The 24,685-nt window shown below is 75.6% G+C and carries 3 protein-coding genes; all 3 read right to left on the bottom strand.

Going from position 1 to position 24,685, the window contains the following annotated elements; genetic code table 11:
* Window positions 1-26: 26 nt before the first annotated feature.
* Window positions 27-22,589: a type I polyketide synthase gene (locus FB455_RS03515; RefSeq protein WP_145752172.1), complete on the bottom strand. Its 22,563-nt coding sequence runs from the start codon at window positions 22,587-22,589 to the stop codon at window positions 27-29.
* 324 nt (window positions 22,590-22,913) lie between these two features.
* Window positions 22,914-23,774, bottom strand: a complete 861-nt coding sequence (locus FB455_RS03510) for a metallophosphoesterase family protein (RefSeq protein WP_145752170.1) — start codon at window positions 23,772-23,774, stop codon at window positions 22,914-22,916.
* A gap of 245 nt (window positions 23,775-24,019) precedes the next feature.
* Window positions 24,020-24,685, bottom strand: a 666-nt coding sequence (locus FB455_RS03505; RefSeq protein WP_240638550.1) for a phosphopantetheine-binding protein, incomplete at its 5' end; no start/stop codon positions are given.

Below are 24,685 nucleotides of genomic sequence, written 5' to 3'. Positions count from 1 at the left end.
CATGAGCTCCGTACTGGGGACAACGGTCAGGAATCGGTTCCGTCAAGCGCCAGCCTGACGAGGGTGTCGGTGTCGAGGTCGTCGAGGTCCAGGGCCTCGTCGGTGGGCTCGGCCCCGGTACCGCCGTCGGCGTCGGCGAGGTTGAGCAGCAGGTCCAGCAGCCCCGCCTCGCGCAGGCGGGCCAGCGGTATCGCCGCGAGCGTCTGCCGGACGGCCGCCTCCGCCGGGTCGCCGTCGTCCGCCTGCGCCGCCTCGGGCACCAGGCCGTCGAGCAGGTTCTCGGCGAGCACGGCCGGGGTCGGGTGGTCGAAGACGAGGGTCGCGGGCAGTGACAGGCCGGTGGCGCCGGTGAGTCGGTTGCGCAGCTCGACCGCCGTCAGCGAGTCGAATCCGAGTTCCTTGAACGCCCGCTGGGGCTTGACCCGGTCCGTGCCCGCGTGGCCGAGCACGGCCGAGGCGTGGGTACGGACCAGGTCGACCAGGTGCCGGACCCGCTCGGGGCGGGGCAGGGTGAGCAGGTGCTCCCGCAGGGCATCGGCAGCGCCGGGCTGCTGCTCCCCGGCGTGGGCGTGCAGCGCATCCCGGGCCTCGGCGATGTCGTCGAGCAGCGGCCGGGGGCGGGCCGAGGCGTACGCCGGGGCGAAGACCGCCCAGTCGACGTCCGCCACGGTCAGCGCCGCCCTGGGCAGGCCGGCGGCGTACCGCATGGCGTGCACGGCGTCGGCCGGCGCCATGGCGGTCAGGCCGCGCCGGGCCAGCATCTGCTGGGCTTCGCCGGTGGCCATGCCGCCGTCGGCCCACGGTCCCCAGGCCACGGACGTCGCCGCCAGGCCCCGGCCGCGCCGCTGCTCCGCGAGCGCGTCGAGGAAGGCGTTGCCGGCGGCGTACGCGGACTGTCCGCCGCTGCCCCACACCCCGGCGATGGAGGAGAAGAGCACGAACGCGTCCAGCGGCCGGTCGCCGAGCAGGGCGTCCAGGTGCAGCGCGCCGGCCACCTTGCCGTCGAGCACGCCCGCGAACGCGGCCAGGTCGGTGTCGGCGATCAGCCCGGACTCGCCGGCGCCCGCCGCGTGGACCACGGCCGTCAGCGGCGCGGGATCCTCGTCGAGGCGGGCCAGCAGCTCCGCCACCTGGTCGCGATCGGCGACGTCACAGGCCACGACCGACGCCCGTACGCCCTGGGCGGTGAGCTCCTCGCACAGCTCGGCCGCCCCGGGGGCGCGCTCGCCGCGGCGGCTGGTCAGCACGACGTGCTCCGCCCCGTTGGCCGCCGCCCAGCGGGCCACGTGCGCGCCCAGCGCGCCGGTGCCGCCGGTGACCAGCACGGTGCCGGACGGCCGCCACCGCTGCGCCGCGTCGGGAACGGTGGGTGCCGAGCGGACCAGGCGACGGACGAACACCCCGGAGGGGCGCACGGCCAGCTGGTCCTCGTCGCCGGCGCCGGTCACCACCCGCACCAGCCGGTCCCAGGCCGTCGCGTCGACCTGCTCGGGCAGGTCCACCAGCCCGCCCCACAGGTGGGGGTGTTCCAGGCCCGCCACGAGCCCCAGGCCCCAGAGCCCGCTCTGGGCGACGGCGTGCACGGTGTCCCCGTCGCCGGTGCTGACCGCGCCCCGGGTCAGGCACCACAGCCGGGTCGTCGCCCCGGTGTCGTGCAGCGCCTGGAGCAGCAGCAGCGTGGCGGCCGCCCCGACCGGCACGGCCGGGTGGGCGGGGTGCGGCTGGTCGCGGAGGCCGAGCAGGGAGAGCACGCCGGCGACGGGGCCGTCGGCCAGCGCGTCGCCCAGCCGTCGGGCGAGGCCCACCCGGTCGGTGCCGACCGGGTCGACGGTGAGCCGGACCACGTCGGCGCCGACCTCGGCGAGGGCCTTGGTCACCGCCTCCGCCCGGGTGCCGTCCGCCAGGTCGTCCTGCGCCGTCACGAGCAGCCACACGCCGGGCCGCGCCGGTTCGGCGGTGATGTCGGTGCGCTTCCATCCGACCCGGTACGACCACGCGTCCAGGACGGCCCGCTGCGTACGCGCCCGGTGCCAGTTCGACAGGACCGGCAGGGCCGGGGTGAGGGCGTCCAGGGCGGTGCCGTCGTCGCCGAACTGCGCGGCGAGGGCGTTCAGGTCGCCGCGTTCGACGGCGTTCCAGAAGTCGGCGTCGCCGTCGTGGGTCGCCGTCTGTCGCGGTCGGCTCGCCGGCTCGGGCCAGTACCGCTCGCGGTGGAAGGCGTACGTGGGCAGGTCGACCCGGGCGGCACCGGTGTCGGTGAACCACTGCCGCCAGGACACCGGGACGCCGTGGACGTGCAGCTCGGCCAGGGCGTGCAGCAACGCCTGCGTCTCGGACCGGTCCCGGCGCTGCACGGCCACCGCGAGCGCGTCCTCGGCGAGCACGTCGGCGTTCATCGCGGTCAGCACGCTCTGCGGGCCGACCTCCAGGAACGTGTCCACACCCGTCTCACGCAACGCGGTCACCCCGTCGGCGTAGCGCACAGCCTCCCGCACATGCCGCACCCAGTACTCCGGGCTGCGGATCTCCTCGGCGTCAGCCAGCGCACCGGTCACATTCGACACCACCGGCAACAACGGCGCTGCGAAGGCCAGCCCCTCCAGCACCGCCCGGAACTCCGCCAGCATCGGCTCCATCAACGGACTGTGGAACGCATGACTCACCGCCAACCGACGCGTCCGCACACCCCGCCCACGCCAGACCCGCTCCACCTCATCCAACGCCTCCACCGCACCCGACACCACCACAGCAGCCGGACCGTTGACCGCCGCAACACCGACGTCCGCCAACCCCGCGATCGACTCCCCCACCGAAGCCTCGTCCGCCGCCACCGCCAACATCCCGCCACCCGCCGGCAACGCCTGCATCAACCGACCCCGCGCCGCCACAAGCTCACACGCATCCGCGAGCGACAACACCCCCGCCACATACGCCGCCGTCACCTCACCGATCGAGTGACCGGCCACCACGTCGGGAACGATCCCGAACGACTCCACCAGACGGAACAACGCCACCTCGACCGCGAACAACCCGGCCTGCGTGAACACGGTCTGGTCCAGCAACTCCGCCTCGGCCGTGCCCGCCGACGCGAACAGCACCTCCCGCAGCGGGCGCGGCAGCAGCGGGTCGAGGTGTCCGCACACCTCATCCAACGCCGCCGCGAACACCGGGAACCCGCCATACAACTCCCGGCCCATACCCACCCGCTGCGCACCCTGACCCGAAAACAACAGCGCAAGCTGACCACGCTGACCGGCGGCGCCGGTCACGACAGCTCCCGACGGATCGCCGGCCGCCACGGCCGCGAGACCCGCCAACAGCTCGTCCCGGCTCGCGCCGGACACAACCGCCCGGTGCTCCAGCACAGACCGCGACGCCACCGACGACCACGCCACATCCACCACACGCGGAGCCTCGCCGGCCGCCAGCCACCCCGCCCACCGACCCGCCTGCGCCGACAGCCCGGCCACGTCGCGGGCCGACAACAGCACCGGCACCACCGCCGGCACCTCGCGTGCGACGACCTCACCCTCGATCGTCCCGGCCGGCGGCTGCTCGATGATCACGTGCGCATTCGTGCCGGAGATCCCGAACGACGACACCGCCGCCCGACGCGGCCGGTCCACCCGCGGCCACGGGGTGGGCTCGGTGGCCAGGGCCACCGCCCCCGCCGACCAGTCGATGTGCGGGGACGGCTCGTCCACGTGCAGGGTCGGCGGAACGAGGCCGTGGCGCATCGCCATGACCATCTTGATCACACCAGCCACACCCGCAGCCGCCTGTGCGTGCCCGATGTTCGACTTCACCGAGCCGAGCCAGAGCGGCCGGTCGGCGGGCCGGTCCTGCCCGTACGTGGCCAGGACGGCCTGCGCCTCGATCGGGTCACCCAGCGTCGTGCCCGTGCCGTGCGCCTCGACCACGTCCACGTCGGACGGCGACAGCCGCGCCGACGCCAGCGCCTGCCGGATCACCCGCTGCTGCGACGGACCGTTCGGCGCCGTCAGCCCGTTCGACGCACCGTCCTGGTTCACGGCCGTGCCCCGCACCACGGCGTAGATCTTCCGGCCCTCGCGCTGGGCGTCCGACAGGCGCTGCACCAGGAGCACGCCCACGCCCTCGGACCAGCCCGTGCCGTCGGCCGACGCCGCGAACGACCGGCACCGGCCGTCGGCCGACAGGCCCCGCTGCCGGGAGAACTCCACGAAGGTGCCGGGCGTGGCCATCACCGTCACGCCGCCGGCCAGCGCCAGGTCGCACTCGCCGCTGCGCAGCGCCTGCACCGCGAGGTGCAACGCCACCAGGCTGGACGAGCAGGCCGTGTCCACGGTCACCGCCGGGCCTTCGAGCCCGAACGTGTACGCCACCCGGCCCGACAGCACGCTGCCCGAGTTGCCGGTGCCGATGTAGCCCTCGACCTCGGGCGTCTCCATCAGGCGCGTCGAGTAGTCGTGGTAGATGACGCCCGCGAAGACACCGGTCCGGCTGCCCCGCAGGCCCGACGGGTCCAGGCCCGCCGACTCGAACGTCTCCCAGGACGCCTCCAGCAGCAGCCGGTGCTGTGGGTCCATGGCGAGGGCCTCGCGCGGCGAGATGCCGAAGAAGCCGGGGTCGAACTCCGCCGCGCCGTATAGGAAGCCGCCGTGGCGGGTGTACGAGGTGCCGGCGTGGTCGGGGTCCGGGTCGTACAGGGACTCCAGGTCCCAGCCCCGGTCGGCCGGGAACTCCCCGATGCCCTCCCCACCGGTGCTGACCAGCCTCCACAGCTCGTCGGGAGACTCCACCCCGCCGGGGTAGCGGCAGGCCATGCCGACGATCGCGATCGCCTCGTCGGCGTCGCCGGCCGTCGCCTCGTCGGCCGCGACGGCACCGGGTCGGGTGCCGGCGAGTTCCGCGTACACGTGGGCCGCCAGGACCTGCGGGGACGGGTAGTCGAACACCAGGGTCGAGGTGAGGCGCAGGCCGGTCGCGCCGTTCACCCGGTTACGCAGCTCGACGGCGGTCAGCGAGTCGAAGCCCAGGTCCTTGAACGCCCGGTCCGCCGGCACCGCCTCGGCGCCGCCGTGCCCGAGGACCTGCGCGACCAGGCCCCGGATCAGCTCGTCGACCTGTGCGAGGCCCTCCTCGGCGCTGAGCCCGGTGAGGCGCCCGGCCCAGCCGCCGGGGGCGCCCTGGCCGGCGCGGCGGCGGGTCGTCGCCACGTCGACCAGGTTGCGCAGCATCGGCGGTACGACCGCGCCGGCGGCTGCCGCCCGCAGCGCGGGTACGTCGATCGCGGCCGGCACCAGCACCGCCCGCTCCGCCCCCACGGCGGCGTCGAAGAGTTCCAGGCCGGTGCGGGCGTTCATCGGCCGCAGGCCGGCGCGTGCCGTACGGGCCCGGTCGTTGCCGCCGATCGAGGCGGCCATGCCTGCCGTGTCCCACATCCCCCACGCCAGACTCACCGCCGGCAACCCGAGCTGCCGCCGATACACCGCCAACCCGTCCAGGAACGCGTTACCCGCCGCATACCCCGACTGACCCGGCGAACCCAGCACACCAGCAACCGACGAGAACACCACGAACAAGTCGAGATCCAGACCCGCCGTCGCCTCATGCAGGAACCAACCCGCCGACACCTTCGGCGCCAACACCCCCGCCAACCGCTCCGCCGTCAGCCCCTCCACCACACCGTCATCCAACACACCAGCCGTGTGCACCACACCCGCCAGCCGACCCCCGGCGGCCACCTCGGCCACCAGACCGAACACCTGGTCCCGGTCCGTCACGTCACAGGCAACGACCCGCACGGACGCACCCAACGCCGACAACCGCTCCGACAACTCACCCGCACCGGCGGCCTCCGGACCACGCCGCGACACCAGCACCAGCGACCGCACACCATGCACCGACACCAAATGCTCCGCCACCAGCGCACCGAGCGCACCCGTACCACCGGTCACCACCACCGCACCGTCACCCACGACCGGCGCCTCCACCGACGCCGCAGCGACCGCACGCACCAGACGCGGCACGAACACCTCACCCGAGCGGACGGCCAACTGGCCGCCGGCCGGGTCCGCGGCGAAGCGGGCCAGGACGCCCAGCGTGCCGGGGTCGACCGCGTCGTCGACGTCGGACAGGACGATGCGGCCCGGGTGCTCGGACTGCGCGGAGCGCAGCAGGCCCCACACCGCCGCCGCGGCCAGGTCGGTCACCCGGTCCCCGTCGCGGACGGCCAGCGCGCCCCGGGTCACCACCACGAGCTTCGAGTCGGCCAGCGCGTCGACGGCCAGCCACGCCTGCACCAGGCCCAGCACGTCGGCGGTGACCGTGCGGACGGTCCGCGCCGGGTCGCCGTCGTCGGCGGGCGACGCGGCCGGCGTGAAGAGCAGCAGGCGCGGCGGGGCGATGCCGGCGTCGATGGCGGCGCGCAGCTGCCGGATCGTCTCGGCGGAGGGGCCGCCGGGGACGCCCGGCAGGGCCGGCCCGCCCAGCACCGCCCAGCCCGACGCGTCGTCGACCGGGTCGGCCTCCTCGGCCTGCCAGGCCACCTCGAACAGGGAACGCGACGCCGCGCTCGGGGCGGCCACGCCGGTCAGCTCCCGCAGGACGAGGGAGTCCACCGACACCACCGGCGCGCCCGCCTCGTCGCGGGCGGTCAGCCGCACCGCGGAGCCGTTGCGGGTCAACCGCACCCGCAGCAGCCTCGCGCCGGAGGCGTGCACCTGCACGCCCTCGAAGGCGAACGGTACGCGCGGCCCGCCCGACTCCTCGGTGCCGGGCAGCAGCCCGATCGGGTGCAGGGCGGCGTCCAGCAGCGCCGGGTGCACGCCGAAGCGCGCCGCCTCGGTCGCCGCGTCGTCCGGCAGGACCACCTCGGCGAAGACGTCGTCCTCGCCGGTCCACACCCGGCGCAGCCCCTGGAACGCCGGCCCGTACGACAGGCCGTGTTCCAGCAGCGCCGGATACCAGCCGGTCAGGTCCACCTCGGTGGCGCCGGCGGGCGGCCAGGCGGCCGGCTGCGGTTCGTCGGCCGTGGCCGGTTCCAGCACGCCCTCCGCGTGCCGGGTCCAGCCCGCCTCGGGATCGTCGTCGGGGCGGGAGTAGACGGCGACGGGACGCTGCGGGGACTCCGACGCGGAGACCCGCACCTGGATCCGTACGGCGCCGGACTCGGGGAGCACCAGCGGCACGAGCACCGTCAGGTCCCGCAGCCGCGGCAGGTCCGCCTCGTCGCCGGCGCGGACGGCCAGCTCCACGAGGGCCGTGCCCGGAACGAGCGTCACGCCGGAGACGACGTGGTCGGCCAGCCAGGGGTGGGTGGTCTGGGAGATCCGGCCGGTCAGCACGATCTCGTCGTCGCCGGCCAGGTCCACGGCAGCGCCGAGCAGCCCGTGCTCGGCCACGCCGAGGCCGGCGCCGCTGACGTCGCCGGCGCGCAGCCGGCCCACGGCCGGCCAGAAGCGCTGCCGCTGGAACGGGTACGTCGGCAGGTCGACGGGGCGGGTTCCGGCCGGCAGGAGCGCGGTCCAGGTGACCGGCGTGCCGTGCGCGTACAGCTCCGCAAGCGCATGGACCAGCGACGCCGGCTCGGGTCGGCCGGGGCGCAGGGTCGCCACGACCGTCGCCGCGTCGTCGTCCGGCAGGCAGGCGCCCACCATGCCGGCGAGCACCGCGTCGGGGCCCAGTTCGAGGAACGTACGGACGTTGCGCTCGCGCAGGCTCGCGACCCCGTCGGCGAACCGGACGGTCTGCCTTAGGTGGCGGACCCAGTAGTCGGGGGTGCCGATCTCGTCGGGGTCCGCGATCCGGCCGGTCAGGTTCGACACGATCGGCAGGACGTGCCAGTGGAACGTCAGCCCGTCGAGCACCTGCCGGAACTCGGCCAGCATCGGCTCCATGAGCGGGCTGTGGAACGCGTGGCTGACGGTCAGCCGGCGCGTACGCACACCCCGGTCCGTCCAGGCCCGCTGCACCTCGTCGAGGGCCTCGGCGGCGCCGGAGACCACCACGGCGGTGGGGCCGTTGACGGCGGCGACGCCGACCCGGTCGGCGAACGGAACGATCGACTCGGCCACCGCGTCCTCGGCGGCGGCGACGGCGAGCATGCCACCACCGGCCGGCAGGGCCTGCATCAGCCGACCCCGCGCCGCGACCAGCGCACACGCGTCGGCCAGGGAGAACACACCCGCCACATGCGCCGCCGCGATCTCACCGATGGAGTGCCCGGCCACCAGGTCCGGCACGACACCCAACGACTCGACCAGGCGGAACAGGGCCACCTCGACGGCGAACAGCCCCGCCTGGGTGAACACCGTCTGGTCCAGCAGCCCCGCCTCAGGCGTACCCGCCGCAGCGAACAACACCTCCCGCAGCGCACGCGGCAGCAGCGGATCCAGGTGAGCACACACCTCGTCCAAGGCCGCGGCGAACACCGGGAACGCCGCGTACAGCTCACGACCCATACCGGCGCGCTGCGCGCCCTGACCGGAGAAGAGGACGGCGGTGCGGCCGCTGCGGGCGATTCCCCGCACGACGGCGGCCGAGGGCTCGTCGTCGGCCAGCGCGCCGAGGGCGGCGAGCAGTCCGGCGCGGTCGCCGGGCAGCAGCACGGCGCGGTGCTCGAAGGCGCTGCGGGCGGTGGCGAGCGCCCGGCCGACGTCGGCGACGGTCAGGTCCGGCTCACCGTCGACGAGGGTCCGCAGCCGGCGCGCCTGCTCGTGCAGGGCGGCGGCGTCGCGGGCCGACAGGACGCAGGCGACGAGGTCGCCCGGGACGCCCGTGGCGGGTGCGGCCTGCGCCGGGGCGGGCTCGGGGGCCTGCTCGACGATGGTGTGGGCGTTGGTGCCGCTGATGCCGAACGACGACACCGCCGCGCGGCGGGGCCGGTCGACGGCCGGCCACGGCCGCGCCTCGGTGAGAAGGGCGACCGACCCGGCCGTCCAGTCGATGTGCGGGGACGGCTTCTCGGCGTGCAGAGTCGGCGGCAGGATGCCGTGCCGCATGGCCAGCACCATCTTGATCACACCGGCGACACCGGCCGCCGCCTGGGCGTGGCCGATGTTCGACTTGACCGACCCCAGCCACAGTGGATGGTCCTGCGGTCGGCCCTGCCCGTACGTGGCCAGCAGCGCCTGTGCCTCGATCGGGTCTCCGAGGGCGGTGCCGGTGCCGTGCGCCTCGACGGCGTCGACGTCGGTGGTGGCGAGCCGGGCGTTGGCGAGCGCCTGCCGGATCACCCGCTGCTGGGCGGGGCCGTTCGGCGCGGTCAGGCCGCTGCTGGCGCCGTCCTGGTTGACGGCGCTGCCCCGGACGACGGCGAGCACCCGGTGGCCGTTGCGCTGCGCGTCGGAGAGGCGCTCCAGCAGGAGCATGCCGACGCCCTCGGCGAAGCCGGTGCCGTCGGCGCCTGCGCCGAACGCCTTGCACCGCCCGTCGGGCGACAGGCCGCGCTGCCGGGAGAACTCGGTGAGCATGCCGGGGGTGGACATGACGCTCACCCCGCCGGCGAGGGCGAGGCGGCACTCGTCCTGCCGCAGCGCCTGGGTGGCCAGGTGCAGCGCCACCAGCGACGACGAGCAGGCGGTGTCGACGGTGACGGCGGGGCCCTCCAGGCCGAACAGGTACGAGATGCGGCCGGAGGCGACGCTGCCCGCGCTGCCGTTGCCGACGTGGCCGTCCAGGTCGTCGGTGCCGCCGGCGGCCTGGGAGGCGTAGTCGTGGTAGATGAGCCCGACGTAGACGCCGGTGCTGCTGCCCCGCGCCGAGTGGGGGTCGATCCCGGCCCGCTCGAATGCCTCCCAGGAGGTCTCCAGCAGCAGCCGCTGCTGCGGGTCCATCGCCAGGGCCTCGCGGGGGGAGATCCCGAAGAAGGCGGCGTCGAACTGGGCGGCGTCGTGGAGGAAGCCGCCCTGCCGCGGTACGGCGTCCGGGTCCTGGTCGCCGGCGCGCAGGTCGTCGAGGTTCCAGCCCCGGTCGGTGGGGAAGGGCGAGATGACGTCGGTGCCGGCGGTGACCACGTCCCACAGCTGCTCGGGGGTCTGCACGTCGCCGGGGAACCGGCAGGCCATGCCGATGATGGCGATCGGTTCGTCGAGGGCGGCGGCGGCGCCGGCCGCCACGGGCCGGTCCACGGTCGCCGCGCCGCCGAGCTCCCGGTCCAGGAACTCGGCGAGCACCACGGGGGTCGGGTAGTCGAACGCCACGGTCGCGGGCAGCCGCAGGCCGGTGGCGGCGGAGAGCCGGTTGCGCAGTTCCACCGAGGTGAGCGAGTCGAAGCCCAGTTCCTTGAAGGCGCGCTGGGCGTCGACGGTCTCGGCCGAGCGGTGCCCGAGCACTGCAGCCACGCTGGTGGCCACCAGGTCGAGCAGGTGGGAGCGCCGCTCCGCCGGGCCGAGCGTCGCCAGCCGGTCCCGTACGGAGGCGGTGTCCGCGAGGCCGCGACCCACCGCGCGCCGGGCCGGTCCGCCCGCGCGGACGAGGTCCCGCAGCAGGCTGGGCACGTTCTGGCCGGTCGGCCGCGACGCCGGCGGCAGGTTCATGAGGACGAGGTGCGCCGCGTCGCGCTGTCGCGCCAGCTCGTACAGCGCCACACCCTGCCGGTCGGTCAGCGGGGCGCTGGTGGCGCGGATCGCCTTGCGGTGCTCGCTGCCGCCCAGGTGGGCGGTCATGGCGCTGCTGGTGGCCCACAGCCCCCACGCGATGCTGGTGGCGGGCAGCCCCTGCTCGCGCCGGTACTCGGCGAGGGCGTCGAGGAACGCGTTCGCCGCCGCGTAGTTGCCCTGCCCCGGCGAGCCGAGGGTGGCCGCCACCGACGAGAACAGCACGAACGCCGACAGGTCCAGGTGCGCGGTGGCCTCGTGCAACACCCAACCCGCGTCCACCTTCGGCGCCAGCACCGTACGCAGAGCGGACTCGTCCAGCGAACCGATGGTCGCGTCCGCGATCACCCCGGCGGTGTGCACCACAGCCGTCAACGGGTGCCCCGGGTCCACCAGTTCCAGCAGCCGGGTCACCTGCGCGGGGTCGGTCACGTCGGCGGTGCCGGCGGTGACGCGGGCGCCCGCGCGGGTCAGCTCGTCGACCAGCTCCCGGTAGTGCTCGGGGCCACGGCGGGAGGCCAGCAGCAGGTGCCGGGCCTGGCCGGTGGCGACGAGGTGCCGGGCGAACACGCCGGCGAGGGCGCCACCGGCGCCGGTGACGAGCACGGTGCCGTCCGGGTCGGCGGGGGCGGGCACCCGCAGGACGACCTTGCCGATGTGGCGGGCCTGACTCATGTGGCGCAGTGCCTGCCGGGCCTGGCGTACGTCCCACGCCCGCAGGGGCAGCGGGCGCAGCGCGCCCCGCGCGAACAGGTCGAGCAGCTCGGTGAGCATCTCCCCGATGCGCCGGTGCCCGGCCTCGTTGAGGTCGAACGCGCGGTAGGTGACGCCCGGATGCCCGGCGGCGACCGTCTCGGGGTCGCGTACGTCGGCCTTGCCCATCTCCACGAACCGGCCGCCGCGCGGCAGCAGCCGCAGCGACGCGTCCACGAAGCCACCGGCGAGGGCGTCGAGCACCACGTCCATCCCGGCGCCGCCGGTGGCCGCGCCGAAGGTCTGCTCGAACTCGATGGTCCGCGACGACGCGATCCGCTCCTCGGCCACCCCGAGTTCCCGCAGCACGCCCCACTTGCCGGGGCTGGCGGTGGCGTACACCGTCGCGCCCCAGTGCCGGGCGAGCTGGATCGCGGCCATGCCGACGCCACCCGCGCCGTTGTGGATCAGCACCGACTCACCGGCCCGCAGGTCGGCCAGGTCCCGCAGCGCGTAGTACGCGGTCAGGAACACCACCGGCACGGAGGCGGCCTGCGCGAAGGACCAACCGGCGGGGATCCTCGCCACGAGGTCGCGGGTGGCGATCACCTCGGGGGCGAAGGCCGGCTCGAACATGCCGAGCACGCGGTCGCCGGGGACCAGGTCGGTCACGCCCGGGCCGACCTCGATCACGACGCCCGCGCCCTCGCTGCCCAGCACGGCCGCCGGATCCGGGTACATGCCCAGCCCGATCAGCACGTCACGGAAGTTCACGCCGGCCGCGCGCACCGCGATGCGCACCTGACCCGCGTCCAGGGCGACGGAGGTGGCGGGCACCATGCCGACACCGTCGAGGGTTCCGGGGCTGACCGCCCCGACCCGCCACAGTCCGTCCGGCGGGACGAGTTCGTCGGCGGCCTGGCCGGCGGGCCGGCCCAGGCGGGGCGTGCGCACCTCGTCGCCGCGTACGGCCACCTGGCCGCCGGTCGGCGAGGGGTTCTCGGCGACGGCGGCGAGCACGGCGAGGGTGGCCGGGGTGAGGTCCCCGTCGACGTCGGCGAGGACGATCCGCCCCGGGTGCTCGGACTGCGCCGAGCGCAGCAGACCCCAGACCGCCGCGCCGGGCAGGTCCCGCACCGCGTCCGCCGGGGTGGCGGCCACCGCCGCGCGGGTCAGCACCACGAGCGTGGTGTCGGCCAGCGCCTCGCTGTCCAGCCAGCGGTGCAGCACGGCCAGGACACGGGCGGTGGCCGTACGGACTTGGTCGGGCAGGTCGCCCTCCGGGGTGCCAGCGGGCACGGGGACCACGAGCGCGCGGGGCGCCTCGACCGTGCCGGCCGCGACCGCCGCGGTCAGCTCGTCGACGGTCGGGAACACCGGCGTGGCGAGGCCCGCCGGGGCGGGTCCGTCGCCGAGCAGCGCCCAGCCGGAGACGTCCCGCGCCGGGGTGACCGCCTCGACCGGCCACGTCACCTCGAACAGCGACCGCTGCGCGGCCTCCGCGCCGGTGGCGTCGGTCATCTCCCGCATGGCGAGCGACTCGACTGACACCACGGGCGCGCCGGACTCGTCGCCGGCCACCAGCCGCACGCGCGAGCCCGCCCGGGTCAGCCGTACCCGCAGCGTCCTGGCGCCGGAGGCGTGCACCTGCACGCCCTCGAACGCGAACGGCACGCGCGGTCCGCCGGAGCGCTCGGCCGTCAGCAGCCCGACGGGGTGCAGGGCGGCGTCCAGCAGCGCCGGGTGCACGGCGAAGCCGGCGGCGTCGTCGGCCGCCTCGTCCGGCAGGGCGACCTCGGCGTACGCCTCGTCGCCGGCGGTCCACAGCCGCCGCAGGCCCCGGAACGCCGGCCCGTAGGCCAGGCCGCGCTCCGCGAGCGCCGGATACCAGCCGGCGAGGTCCACCTCGGTGCCCCCGGCCGGCGGCCAGGAGCCCAGCGTCGGCTCGTCGGTGGCCTGCTCCAGCAGACCGTCGGCGTGCCGCGTCCAGGAGTCCCCGGGGTCGCCGTCGGGCTGCGAGTGCACCGCCACGCTCCGGGTTCCGGAGCCGTCGGCCGCGCCGACGCGCACCTGCACGCGGACCGCGCCCGGGTTCGGCAGCACCAGCGGCGCGGCGACGGTCAGCTCCCGCACCCGGGAGGTGCCGACCTCGTCGCCGGCGCGCACCGCGAGCTCGACCAGGGCCGTGCCCGGCAGCACCACGGCGCCGCCGACCACGTGGTCGGCCAGCCACGGGTGCGTGGACGCCGACAGCCGGCCGGTCAGCACGACCTCGTCGTCGCCGGCGAGGCGCACCGCCGCGCCGAGCAGCCCGTGCCCGGCCGCGCCCAGCCCCGCGCCTGACACGTCGCCGGTGGCGGAGCGGTCCAGCGCCGGCCAGAACCGGGCCCGCTGGAAGGCGTACGTGGGCAGGTCGACAGGGGTGGCGCCGGAGCCGGCGAAGACGCGCGACCAGTCGACGGGCACACCGGCGACGTGCAGCTCGCCGAGGTTGGCCAGCAGCTGCCGCGGCCCGTGCTCGTCGCGGCGCAGCGAGCCCACCACCACGCCGCCGCCGGCCGCCCGGTCGAGCGCGTCCTGCACCGCGATCTTGAGTACGGGGTGCGGGCTGACCTCGACGAAGGTCCGGAAGCCCTGCTCGATCAGCTGGTCCACGACCGGCGCCAGCCGGACTGTTTCCCGCAGGTTGCGGTACCAGTAGTCGGCGTCGAGCCCGGCGGTGTCGATCGGCTCGCCCGTGACGGTGGAGTGGAAGGCCACGGTGCTGGTGCGGGGGTCCACAGTGCCGAACCCGGCGGTCACCTCGTCGCGGATCGGGTCGACGTGGCCGCTGTGCGCCGCGAAGTCGACGGCGACCTGACGGGCGCGGACGTCGCGCTCGGCGCAGTGCGCGAGCAGCTCGGCGACCGACGCCGAGTCGCCCGCGACCACTGTCACGGCGACGCCGTTGAGGGCGGCGACGGAGAGGCTGCCCCGCCACGGCGCGATGAGCCGCTCGGTGTCGGCGGCCGGGAGCGGGACGGAGACCATGCCGCCGCGACCCGCGATCGCCAGCAGGCCGCGGCTGCGCGCCACGACGAGCCGCGCGGCTTCGGCGAGGGTCAACGCGCCGGCGACGCAGGCCGCGGCGAGTTCCCCCTGCGAGTGCCCGACGACGGCGGCCGGTTCCACGCCGCACGAGCGCCAGAGCTGCGCGAGGGACACCATGACGGAGAAGAGCGCGGGCTGGACCACGTCCACCCGGTCCAGGGGTGGCGCGCCGGGCGCCTGCCGCAGCACGTCCTCCAGGGACCAGTCGACCAGCCGGGACAGTTCCTCGGCGCACTCGCCCATCCGCTGCCGGAAGACCGGCGAGGTCTCCATCAGGTCCAGCGCCATCGACGTCCACTGGGAGCCCTGGCCGGGGAAGACGAAGACGACCTTCGACGCGGCGTCCGCGCCCGCCGGGGAGCTGTCGCCGTCGGCGAGGGCGGCCAGGCGGGCGAGCGCGTCGTCCCGGTCGGCGGCCACGACGACCGCCCGGTACGGGTGGTGCGCCCGCTGGGTGGCCAGGGAGAAGCCGAGGTCGCGCGGGTCGAGGCCGGCGTCGCCGGCGAGCCGTTCGCCGAGGCGGGCGGCCTGCGCCCGGAGCGCGCGGGGGCTTCTGCCGGAGACCGGCAGGGGTACGGCGGCGGGCCCGACCAGGCCGGGAACGTGCCCCGCCGGCGCGGGCGTCGCCGGGGCCGGCTCGTCGGGCGCCTGCTCGATGATGGTGTGCGCGTTGGTGCCGCTGATGCCGAACGACGACACGGCGGCCCGGCGCGGCCGGTCGACGGCGGGCCACGGCCGGGCCTCGGTGAGCAGGGCGACGGCCCCGGCGCTCCAGTCGACGTGGGGCGAGGGCTGGTCCACGTGCAGGGTCGGCGGCAGCACGCCGTGCCGAATCGCCAGCACCATCTTGATCACGCCGGCCACCCCGGCCGCCGCCTGGGAGTGGCCGATGTTCGACTTGATCGAGCCGAGCCAGAGCGGCTCGCCGTCGGCGCGGTCCTGCCCGTAGGTGGCCAGCACCGCCTGCGCCTCGATCGGGTCGCCGAGGACGGTGCCGGTGCCGTGCGCCTCGACGGCGTCCACGTCGGCCGGGTCGAGCCGCGCGTTCTCCAGGGCCTGGCGGATGACCCGCTGCTGGGACGGGCCGTTCGGGGCGGTCAGCCCGTTCGACGCGCCGTCGGAGTTGACCGCGGAGCCGCGCAGCACCGCGAGTACCCGGTGGCCGTTGCGTCGGGCGTCGGAGAGGCGCTCCACGAGCAGCATGCCGACGCCCTCGGCCCAGCCGGTGCCGTCCGCGCCGGCGGCGAACGCCTTGCACCGCCCGTCGGGGGCCAGCCCGCCCTGCCGGGAGAACTCGGAGAACATGCCGGGCTGCGCCATGAGTGCCACCCCGCCGGCCAGGGCCATGTCGCACTCGCCGCCGCGCAGCGCCTGGGCGGCGAGGTGCAGCGCCACCAGGGACGAGGAGCAGGCGGTGTCGACAGTGACCGCCGGGCCTTCGAGGCCGAACATGTAGGCGACCCGTCCGGAGGCGACGCTGCCCGCCGTGCCGGTCAGCAGGTGCCCCTCGAGGCCGTCCAGGTCGTCACGTCCGCTGGTGGCGTAGCCGGAGGAGGCGGCGCCGACGAAGACACCGGTGGCGGTGCCGCTGAGGGCGGCGGGGTCGATGCGGGCGTACTCGAAGCTCTCCCAGGCGGTCTCCAGCAGCAGCCGCTGCTGCGGGTCCATGGCGAGGGCCTCGCGGGGGCTGATGTTGAAGAAGCCGGCGTCGAAGTCGGCCGCGTCGTAGAGGAAGCCGCCCTGGTGGGTGACGGTGCCGCCGGCCTGGTCGCCGTCGGTGCCGTACAGCCGGTCGAGGTCCCAGCCGCGGTCGGCCGGGAAGTCGCCGACGGCGTCGGCCCCGGAGGTGACGAGCTGCCACAGCTGCTCGGGGGTGGCGACGCCGCCGGGGTAACGGCAGGCCATGCCGATGATGGCGATCGGCTCGTCGGCGTCGGCGGTGACGACCGTACGGACGGTGGCGCCGGTGCCCGTGGCCGGGCCGAGCTGCGCGAACAGGTGCTCGGCCAGCCGGGCCGGGGTGGGGTGGTCGAAGGCCAGCGTGGCGGTCAGTCGCAGCCCGGTGGCCGCACCGAGGCGGTTGCGTAGTTCCACCGAGGTCAGCGAGTCGAAGCCCAGGTCCTTGAAGGCCCGGGCGGCGGGAACCGACTGCGCCGAGGCGTGCCCCAGCACCGTGGCGGCCTGGCCGCAGACCAGGTCGACGAGCGCCTGGCGGGCATCGGCCTCGGAGAGGCCGTCGAGTCGGTCGCGCCACGACGCGCCGGCGGTCGGCCGGTCGCCGGCGGTACGGCGTCGGCCGCCGCCGCGCAGCAGGTGCCGCATCAGCGGCGGCACACCGCTGGCCTCGCCGGTGACGTGGAGTCGGGCCGCGACGACGACCGGCCGGGCGGCCGGCAGGGCGGCGTCGAAGAGTTCGGCGCCCTCGGCCGGGGAGAGCCGGCTCATCCCGACGCGCCGCAGCCGCTGCTGGTCGTCGCCGTCGAGGTGGGCGGTCATCGTGCTGTCGGTGGCCCACATGCCCCAGGCGATGCTGGTGGCGGGCAGCCCCTGCTCGCGCCGGTACTCGGCGAGGGCGTCGAGGAACGCGTTCGCCGCCGCGTAGTTGCCCTGCCCCGGCGAGCCGAGGGTGGCCGCCACCGACGAGAACAGCACGAACGCCGACAGGTCCAGGTGCGCGGTGGCCTCGTGCAACACCCAACCCGCGTCCACCTTCGGCGCCAGCACCGTACGCAGAGCGGACTCGTCCAGCGAACCGATGGTCGCGTCCGCGATCACCCCGGCGGTGTGCACCACAGCCGTCAACGGGTGCGCCGGGTCGATCCCGGCGACCAGCTCGGTGACCTGGGCGGGGTCGCTGACGTCGACGGCCACGGCGGTGACGTCGGCGCCCGCGTCGGTCAGTTCCCGGAGCAGGGTGGCGTACGCGTCGTCCCGGCCGGGTGCGCGGCGGGAGGCCAGCAGCAGGCGCCGGGCCTGGCCGGTGACGACGAGGTGCCGCGCGAACACGCCGGCCAGGGTTCCGGCCGCGCCGGTGACCAGTACGGTGCCCTCGGGGTCCACGGGCGCGGGGATGCGCAGCACCACCTTGCCGACGTGGCGGGCCTGGCTGACGTGCCGCAGCGCCTGCCGGGCCTGACGCACGTCCCACGCCCGTACGGGCAGCGGGCGCAGCGCGCCCCGCGCGAACAGGTCGAGCAGCTCGGTGAGCATCTCCCCGATACGGGTGCTGCCCGCCTCGTTGAGGTCGAACGCGCGGTAGGTGACGCCCGGGTGCCCGGCGGCGACCGTCTCGGGGTCGCGTACGTCGGCCTTGCCCATCTCCACGAACCGGCCGCCGCGCGGCAGCAGCCGCAGCGACGCGTCCACGAACTCACCGGCCAACGCGTCGAGCACCACGTCGACGCCGGCACCGCCGGTGGCCGCGCCGAAGGTCTGCTCGAACTCGACGGTCCGCGACGACGCGATCCGCTCCTCGGCCACCCCGAGTTCCCGCAGCACGCCCCACTTCCCGGGGCTCGCCGTCGCGTGGACGGTGGCGCCGAGGTGGTGGGCGAGCTGGATCGCGGCCATCCCGACGCCACCCGCGCCGTTGTGGATCAGCACCGACTCACCGGCCCGCAGCCCGGCGAGGTCCCGCAGCGCGTAGTACGCGGTCAGGAAGACCAGCGGAACCGACGCGGCCTGGGTGAAGGACCAGTCGGCGGGCATCCTGGCGATCCGCTGCCGGTGTGCCACCGCCTGCGGGCTGAAGCCGAGTTCGAACATGCCGAGCACGCGGTCGCCGGGAGCCAGGTCGGTCACGCCCGGGCCGACCTCGATCACGACGCCCGCGCCCTCGCTGCCCAGCACGGCCGCCGGATCCGGGTACATGCCCAGCCCGATCAGCACGTCACGGAAGTTCACGCCGGCCGCGCGCACCGCGATGCGCACCTGGTCCTCGCCCAGCTCGGCGGGCGCGGCCGGCACCGGCGCGATCCCGTCCAGGGTGCCGCCGGTGACGGGGGCGAGGTGCCACGGGCCGGGCGGCGGCGTCAGCTCGTCGCCCGCGGGTCGCGCCAGCCTCGGCACGAGGGTCCGCTCGCCACGCACCGCGAGCTGGCCGCCGGAGACCGACGGGTCGACCGCCGCCCCGGCCAGCACGGCGAGGGTCGCGGCGGTCAGCTCGCCGTCGATGTCGGCGAGGACGATCCGCCCCGGGTGCTCGGACTGCGCCGAGCGCAGCAGGCCCCAGACGGCCGCGGCGGCCAGGTCGCCGACCCGGTCGTCGTCCGCGGCGGCCACCGCGCCGCGGGTCACCACCACGAGCTTCGACTCCGCCAGCGCGTCGGCGGCGAGCCAGGCGCGCAGCACGTCCAGGACGGAGCCGGTGAGCGTCCGTACGGCCTCCGGCACGGCGACGCCGGGGTCGCCGGTCGGCACCGGCAGCAGCACCTGCCGGGCCGTGGTGCCGGCCGCCGCCAGGGTCGCCACGTCCGCGAAGACCGGCAGCTCCGCCAGCGCGGCCGGGACGGCACCGCCCAGCGCCGCCCAGCCCGCGAGGTCGTCCACGCCGTCGATCTGCTCCGCCTGCCAGGTCACCTCGTACAGCGAGCGGGCGGCGGCGCCCCGGGTCGCCGTCGCGGTCATCTCCCGCAGCACCAGCGAGTCCACCGACACCACCGGCGCGTTCGAGCCGTCGCAGGCGACCAGCCGCACCCCGGAGCCGTCCCGGGTCAGCCGCACCCGCAGCGTCCGGGCGCCCGAGGCGTGCACCTGCACGCCCTCGAACGCGAACGGCACGCGCGGGCCGCCCGTGGCCTCGGCCGCGAGCAGCAGCGCCACCGGGTGCAGCGCGGCGTCCAGCAGCGCCGGGTGCACCCCGAACGCGCCCGCCTCGCCGGCCGTCCCGTCCGGCAGCGCCACCTCGGCGTACGCCTCGCCGTCGGCCGTCCAGGCCCGCCGTACGCCCTGGAACACCGGCCCGTACGACAGGCCGTGCTCCGCCAGTGCCGGATACCAGCCGGTCAGGTCCACCTCGGTCGCGCCCGCCGGCGGCCACTCGCCGAGGCCCGGCTCGTCGGTCGACACCGGTTCGAGCAGGCCGTCGGCGTGCCGCACCCACTCGGTCTCGTCGTCCTCGGGCTGGGAGTACACGGACACCGTCCGCACGGCGGCTTCGTCGGCCGCGCCGACGCGCACCTGGACGCGTACCGCGCCGGACGCGGGCAGCACCAGCGGCGCCGCCACGGTCAGCTCCCGTACCCGCGACGCGCCGACCTCGTCGCCGGCGCGGACCGCCAGCTCCACCAGGGCGGTGCCCGGCACCACCACGGCGCCGGCGATCACGTGGTCGGCCAGCCACTGGTGCGTCGACGTCGACAGCCGGCCGGTCAGCACCACCTCGTCGTCGCCGGCGAGCCGCACCGCCGCGCCGAGCAGCGGGTGCCCCGCGACGCCGAGGCCGGCGCCCGACACGTCGCCGACCCGCCACGGCAGCACCTCGGGCCAGAACCGCTCCCGCTGGAAGGCGTACGTGGGCAGGTCGACCCGGGCGGCGCCGGTGTCGGCGAACCACTCCCGCCAGGACACCGGCACCCCGTGCACGTGCAGCTCGGCGAGGGCGTGCAGCAGCGCCTGCGCCTCGGGCCGGTCCGGGCGCTGGGCGGCGACGGCGAGCACGTCGTCGCCGGGCAGCGCGTCGGCCGTCATCGCGGTCAGTACGCTCCGCGGCCCGACCTCCAGGAACGTGTCGACCCCGGCGTCGCGCAGCGCGGCGAGCCCGTCGGCGTAGCGGACCGCCTCGCGGACGTGGCGAACCCAGTAGTCCGGGGTGCGGATCTCGTCGGCGTCGGCGAGCGCACCTGTCACGTTCGACACCATCGGCAGCGTGGGCGCGGCGAAGGTCAGCCGCTCGACGATGCCGCGGAAGCGCTCCAGCACCGGCGCCATCAGCGGGCTGTGGAACGCGTGGCTGACGGTCAGCCGGCGGGTACGCGCGCCCCGGTCCCGCCAGACGCGCTCGACCTCGTCGAGGGCGTCGACGGCGCCGGAGACCACGACGGAGGCCGGGCCGTTGACGGCGGCGATGCCGACCCGGTCGGTCAGCCCGGCGATCGACTCCGCCACGGCCGCCTCGTCGGCGGCCACGGCGAGCATGCCCCCGCCGGACGGCAGCGCCTGCATCAGCCGGCCCCGCGCCGCCACCAGCAGGCAGGCGTCCTGGAGCGACAGCACCCCGGCCACGTGCGCGGCGGCGATCTCCCCGATCGAGTGCCCGCCCACATAGTCCGGCGCGACGCCCATCGACTCGACCAGCCGGAACAGCGCCACCTCGACGGCGAAGAGTCCGGCCTGGGTGAACGCGGTCTGGTCCAGCAGCTCCGCCTCGGCGGAGCCCTCCGGTGCGAACAGCACCTCCTTGAGCGGGCGCGGCAGAACCCGGTCGAGGTGCCCGCACGCCTCGTCGAGGGCGGCGGCGAAGACGGGGAACTCGGCGTACAGCTCACGGCCCATGCCGGCGCGCTGCGCGCCCTGGCCGGAGAAGAGCACCGCCAGCGGACCCCGGTCCCCGGCCTGGCCGGCGACCACGATGCCCGACGGCTCGCCGGCCGCCAGGGACCGCAGGCCCGCCAGCAGACCCGTGCGGTCCTCGGCGAGCAGCACCGCGCGCCGGTCGAGCGTCGTGCGGGCCACCGTCGAGGAGAAGGCCACGTCGAGCGGGCGCTGTCGCTCGTCGCCGGTCAGCCGGCGGACCCACCGGTCGGCCTGGGCGGCGAGCGCGGGCGGCTGCGCGGCGGAGAGCAGCACGGGCACGACGGTGGGACGACGGGACCAGGTGGCGTCGTCGCCGGCCGGGTCGGGGGCCGGCGCCTGCTCCAGAATCAGGTGGGCGTTCGTGCCGCTCATGCCGAAGGACGACACGGCGGCCCTGCGGACGTGCTCGCCGCCGGCCCACGGGCGCGCCTCGTCGAGCAGGGCCACCGCGCCGGTCGACCAGTCGATGTGCGGTGAGGGCCGGTCCACGTGCAGGGTGGGCGGCAGCACGCCGTGCCGCATCGCCATCACCATCTTGATGACGCCGCCGGCGCCGGCCGCGGCCTGGGGGTGGCCGATGTTCGACTTCAGCGAGCCCAGCCACAGCGGGCGGTCGGCGGTGCGGCTCTGCCCGTACGTGGCCAGCAGCGCCTGTGCCTCGATCGGGTCGCCGAGCCGGGTGCCCGTGCCGTGCGCCTCGACGGCGTCCACGTCGGACGGGCTGAGCCGGGCGTTCTCCAGCGCCTGCCGGATGACCCGCTGCTGCGAGGGGCCGTTGGGGGCGGTCAGTCCGCTGCTGGCGCCGTCCTGGTTGACGGCGCTGCCCCGGATCACCGCCAGGACGGGGTGCCCGTTGCGCCGGGCGTCGGAGAGCTTCTCGACGAGCAGCATGGCGACGCCCTCGGACCAGCCGGTCCCGTCGGCGTCGGCGGAGAACGCCTTGCACCGCCCGTCGGAGGCGAGCCCCCGCTGGCGGGAGAACTCGACGAACGCACCCGGCGTGGCCAGCACTGTGACGCCGCCGGCCACGGCGAGGGAGCACTCGCCGTCGCGCAGGGCCTGACCGGCGAGGTGCAGGGCGACCAGCGACGAGGAGCAGGCGGTGTCGATGGTGACGGCCGGCCCCTCCAGCCCGAAGGAGTACGCCAGCCGGCCGGACATGACGCTCGCGGCGGTGCCGGTGAGGACGTAGCCCTCCGTGCCCTCGGGCAGTTGCCGCAGCACGGACGTGTAGTCCTGCCCCGCGGTGCCGACGAACACCCCCGTGCGGCTGCCCCGCACCGACGCGGCGTCGATGCCGGCCCGCTCGAAGACCTCCCAGGTCACCTCGAGCAGGAGTCGCTGCTGCGGGTCCATGGCCAGCGCCTCGCGCGGCGAGATCCCGAACAGGGTCGGGTCGAACAGGCCGGCGTCGCGCAGGAAGCCGCCCCGGTTGCTGTACGTGGTGCCGGGGTGGTCGGGGTCGGGGTCGTAGAGCCCGTCGAGGTCCCAGCCCCGGTCGTCGGGGAACGTGCCGGTGGCGTCCACCCCGCCGGCGACGAGGTCCCAGAGGTCCTCCGGTGAGGCGACGCCGCCGGGGAAACGGCAAGCCATGCCGACGATCGCGATCGGCTCGGCGTCCTCGTCCTCCAGCTCGGTCAGGCGCCGACGCGCCAGGCGGAGCTCGGAGGTCACCCACTTCAGGTGTTCGAGGAGCTTGTCTTCGTCCGCCATGACCCACCCGCCCAGAGCTTGCTATCGATCGGAATCTGCCGATTCGTTGACCACACCACCGCCGACGGCCGGCTTCGTGCACAGGTGGGCGGAGACGCGGCCGTTCGGCTCACGGACCCCACACCTGTTCCTGATTCCGGTTGTCGTGCCTGCTCAGGCGCCCGCCACGCCGGACAGGTCCGCCGACACATGCCCGCCACCGTGACTGGACGGTACTGAGCGCCAAAGGCCCGCCCAACCCCTAGAGAACCCCTGATCGACCGGCCCGCGAGCGGCGTCGCGGCAGGCCCGGCGAGCGGCGGTGACCAGCGCCGCGAGGGCCGCTCAGGCGGGCTGTCCGGCGGCCGACGGCAGGATGCGGCGCAGTCGGCCGGGAGGCGTCGAGCGGCGGCGCCACTCCCGTGGGTAGCCGACCGAGACCTCTTCGAACCGGACCCCGTCGTACCAGGTGGTGCGCGGGATGTACAGGTGGCCGTAGACGGCGACGCGGGCGTCGAAGCGGACGTGCCAGTCGGCCGTGGCCTCGGTGCCGCACCACTGGGCGAACTCGGGGTACCGCAGGATCCGGGTGGGCTCGCGCACGAGCGGGAAGTGGTTGACCAGGACGGTGGGCAGCCCGCCGCGCTCGGCGGTCAGCCGCCGCTCCGTCAGGGCCAGCCGCGCCCGGCACCAGGCGTCCCGCGTCGGGTACGGGTCCGGATGCAGCAGGATCTCGTCGGTGCAGACCACGCCGACCTCGTGGGCCCGTGCCAGGGCCTGCTCCTTCGTGTACGTCCCCGGGGGCCGGAAGGTGTAGTCGTAGAGCAGGAACAGCGGCGCGATCAGGACCGGGTCGTCGCCCTGCTGGTCCCAGACGGGGTACGGGTCCTCCGGGGTGATGACCCCGAGCCCCCGGCACAGTTGCACCAGGTGCTGGTAGCGCGCGTCCCCCCGCAGCTGGATCGGGTCCTCGCGGGGAGTCCACAGCTCGTGGTTGCCGGGGGCCCAGATGACCTTGGCGAAGCGGCGGCTGAGGAGTCCCAGCGCCCACTCGATGTCGCCGACGAACTCCCCGACGTCGCCGGCGACGACGAGCCAGTCGCCGTCGCGCTCCGGCTGCAGCCGCTCGACGATGGCCTTGTTCTCCGCGTGCACCACGTGCAGGTCACTGATGGCGAGCAGTTGAGGCAAGCCGGATCCGGCCATGCGGACCTCCCGTCCATCCGGGGTACCGCACGCACCCACATCCGTACCGCTCGGCTGCCGGTGGGCAGGGCGAGACGGCCTGGCGTGCTCCGACCCTACGGAGCCGGGCCCGCACCGGCACACCCCTAGACGGGATACGTGGACCCCTAGGCAGCCGCGCCTGCCCGACGGCGCCGGTCAGGCGTCCGGCGCCGTCGGGTGTCCCTCTCCCCGGCCCGTCCCGCCCGGGGTCGGGCAGTGTCCGCTCAGGACTTGCCGAACTCCCGCTGGATGATGTCGAAGAGCTCGTCCCGGCTGGCCGACTCCAACTCCTCTGCGGCGGCCGGCGCCGGTGCGGTGGCGGCGGGTCGGCCCCGCCACCGGGTCAGCAGGTCCTCCAGCCGACCGACGACCGCGTCGTCGACCTGGTCGCCCGGCAGCCCGCCGAGGAGCTTGTCGAGGCGTTCGATCTCGGCCACGATCGGCAACGCCGGCTGCTCGGGCGCCAACTCGGCCCGCAGGTGACCGGCGAGCGCGTTCGGGGTGGGATGGTCGAAGACGAGGGTGGCGGGCAGTCCGATGCCCGTTGCGGCGGTCAGCCGGTTGCGCAGCTCGACTGCGGTGAGCGAGTCGAAGCCCAGTTCGAGGAAGCCGCGGGCGGGCCTGATCCCGCTCGGCGTGGCGTGTCCCAGCACCGCCGCGGCGGTGCCGCGGACCAGGTCGAGCAGGATGCGGTCGCGCTCCGACCCGGAGGCGGCGGCGAGCCGCTCGCGCAGCGCCGACGCCGCGCCGCGGTCCTCGCCCTTCGGCGCCTCCTCGGCCTGTGCGGGCTGTGCTTCGGGGATGTCGGTGAACAGACGCGACGGACGCAACGCCGTGAACGACGGCACAAACCGATCCCACCGCACATCCGCCACCACCACCTGCCCCTC

It is taken from the genome of Micromonospora sp. CNZ296, assembly GCF_007827635.1.
The sequence above is the reverse complement of the archived record's forward strand: the minus strand, read 5'-3'. Positions and strand labels throughout refer to the sequence as shown.